Raw genomic sequence first — 444 nt, forward strand, 5'->3', positions numbered from 1 at the left:
CTGCTTAATTATGCTCAACGTTTCTACGGGCGGCAGTTTATTACACGCAAAGCTATAAACCATCAGTTGTTGGACCGATTGGAAGATATTGTGAGAGATTATTTTGAGCAAGATGATTTAGGTGAAAGAGGATTGCCAACCGTGGCTTATATTGCCGAAAAACTAAATGTTTCACCTGGGTATCTGTCCGGGCTTTTGAAAACATTGATTGGGTTAAATACACAGCAGTATTTACATCAAAAACTGATTGATTTGGCAAAAGAAAAACTATCGACAACAAATCTTTCTGTTAGCGAAATTGCTTACGCTTTAGGCTTTGAACATTTGCAATCCTTCACAAAATTATTTAAATCGAAAACAAATCTTACGCCTTCAGCCTTCAGGCAATCATTTAATTGACGACGTAGGAATATATTATTGTAAAAAAAAGCGAAGTGTGTACGT

1 protein-coding gene is annotated in these 444 nt (G+C 36.3%); it reads left to right on the forward strand.

The genetic code is table 11. From position 1 onward, the window contains the following. A partial coding sequence (locus ON09_RS23880) for a helix-turn-helix domain-containing protein (RefSeq protein ID WP_029204609.1) occupies positions 1–399 on the forward strand: 399 nt, incomplete at its 5' end. Between the last annotated feature and the right edge of the window lie 45 nt (positions 400–444).

This window comes from Pedobacter agri PB92 (genome assembly GCF_000258495.1).
Classification (GTDB): Bacteria; Bacteroidota; Bacteroidia; order Sphingobacteriales; family Sphingobacteriaceae; genus Pedobacter; species Pedobacter agri.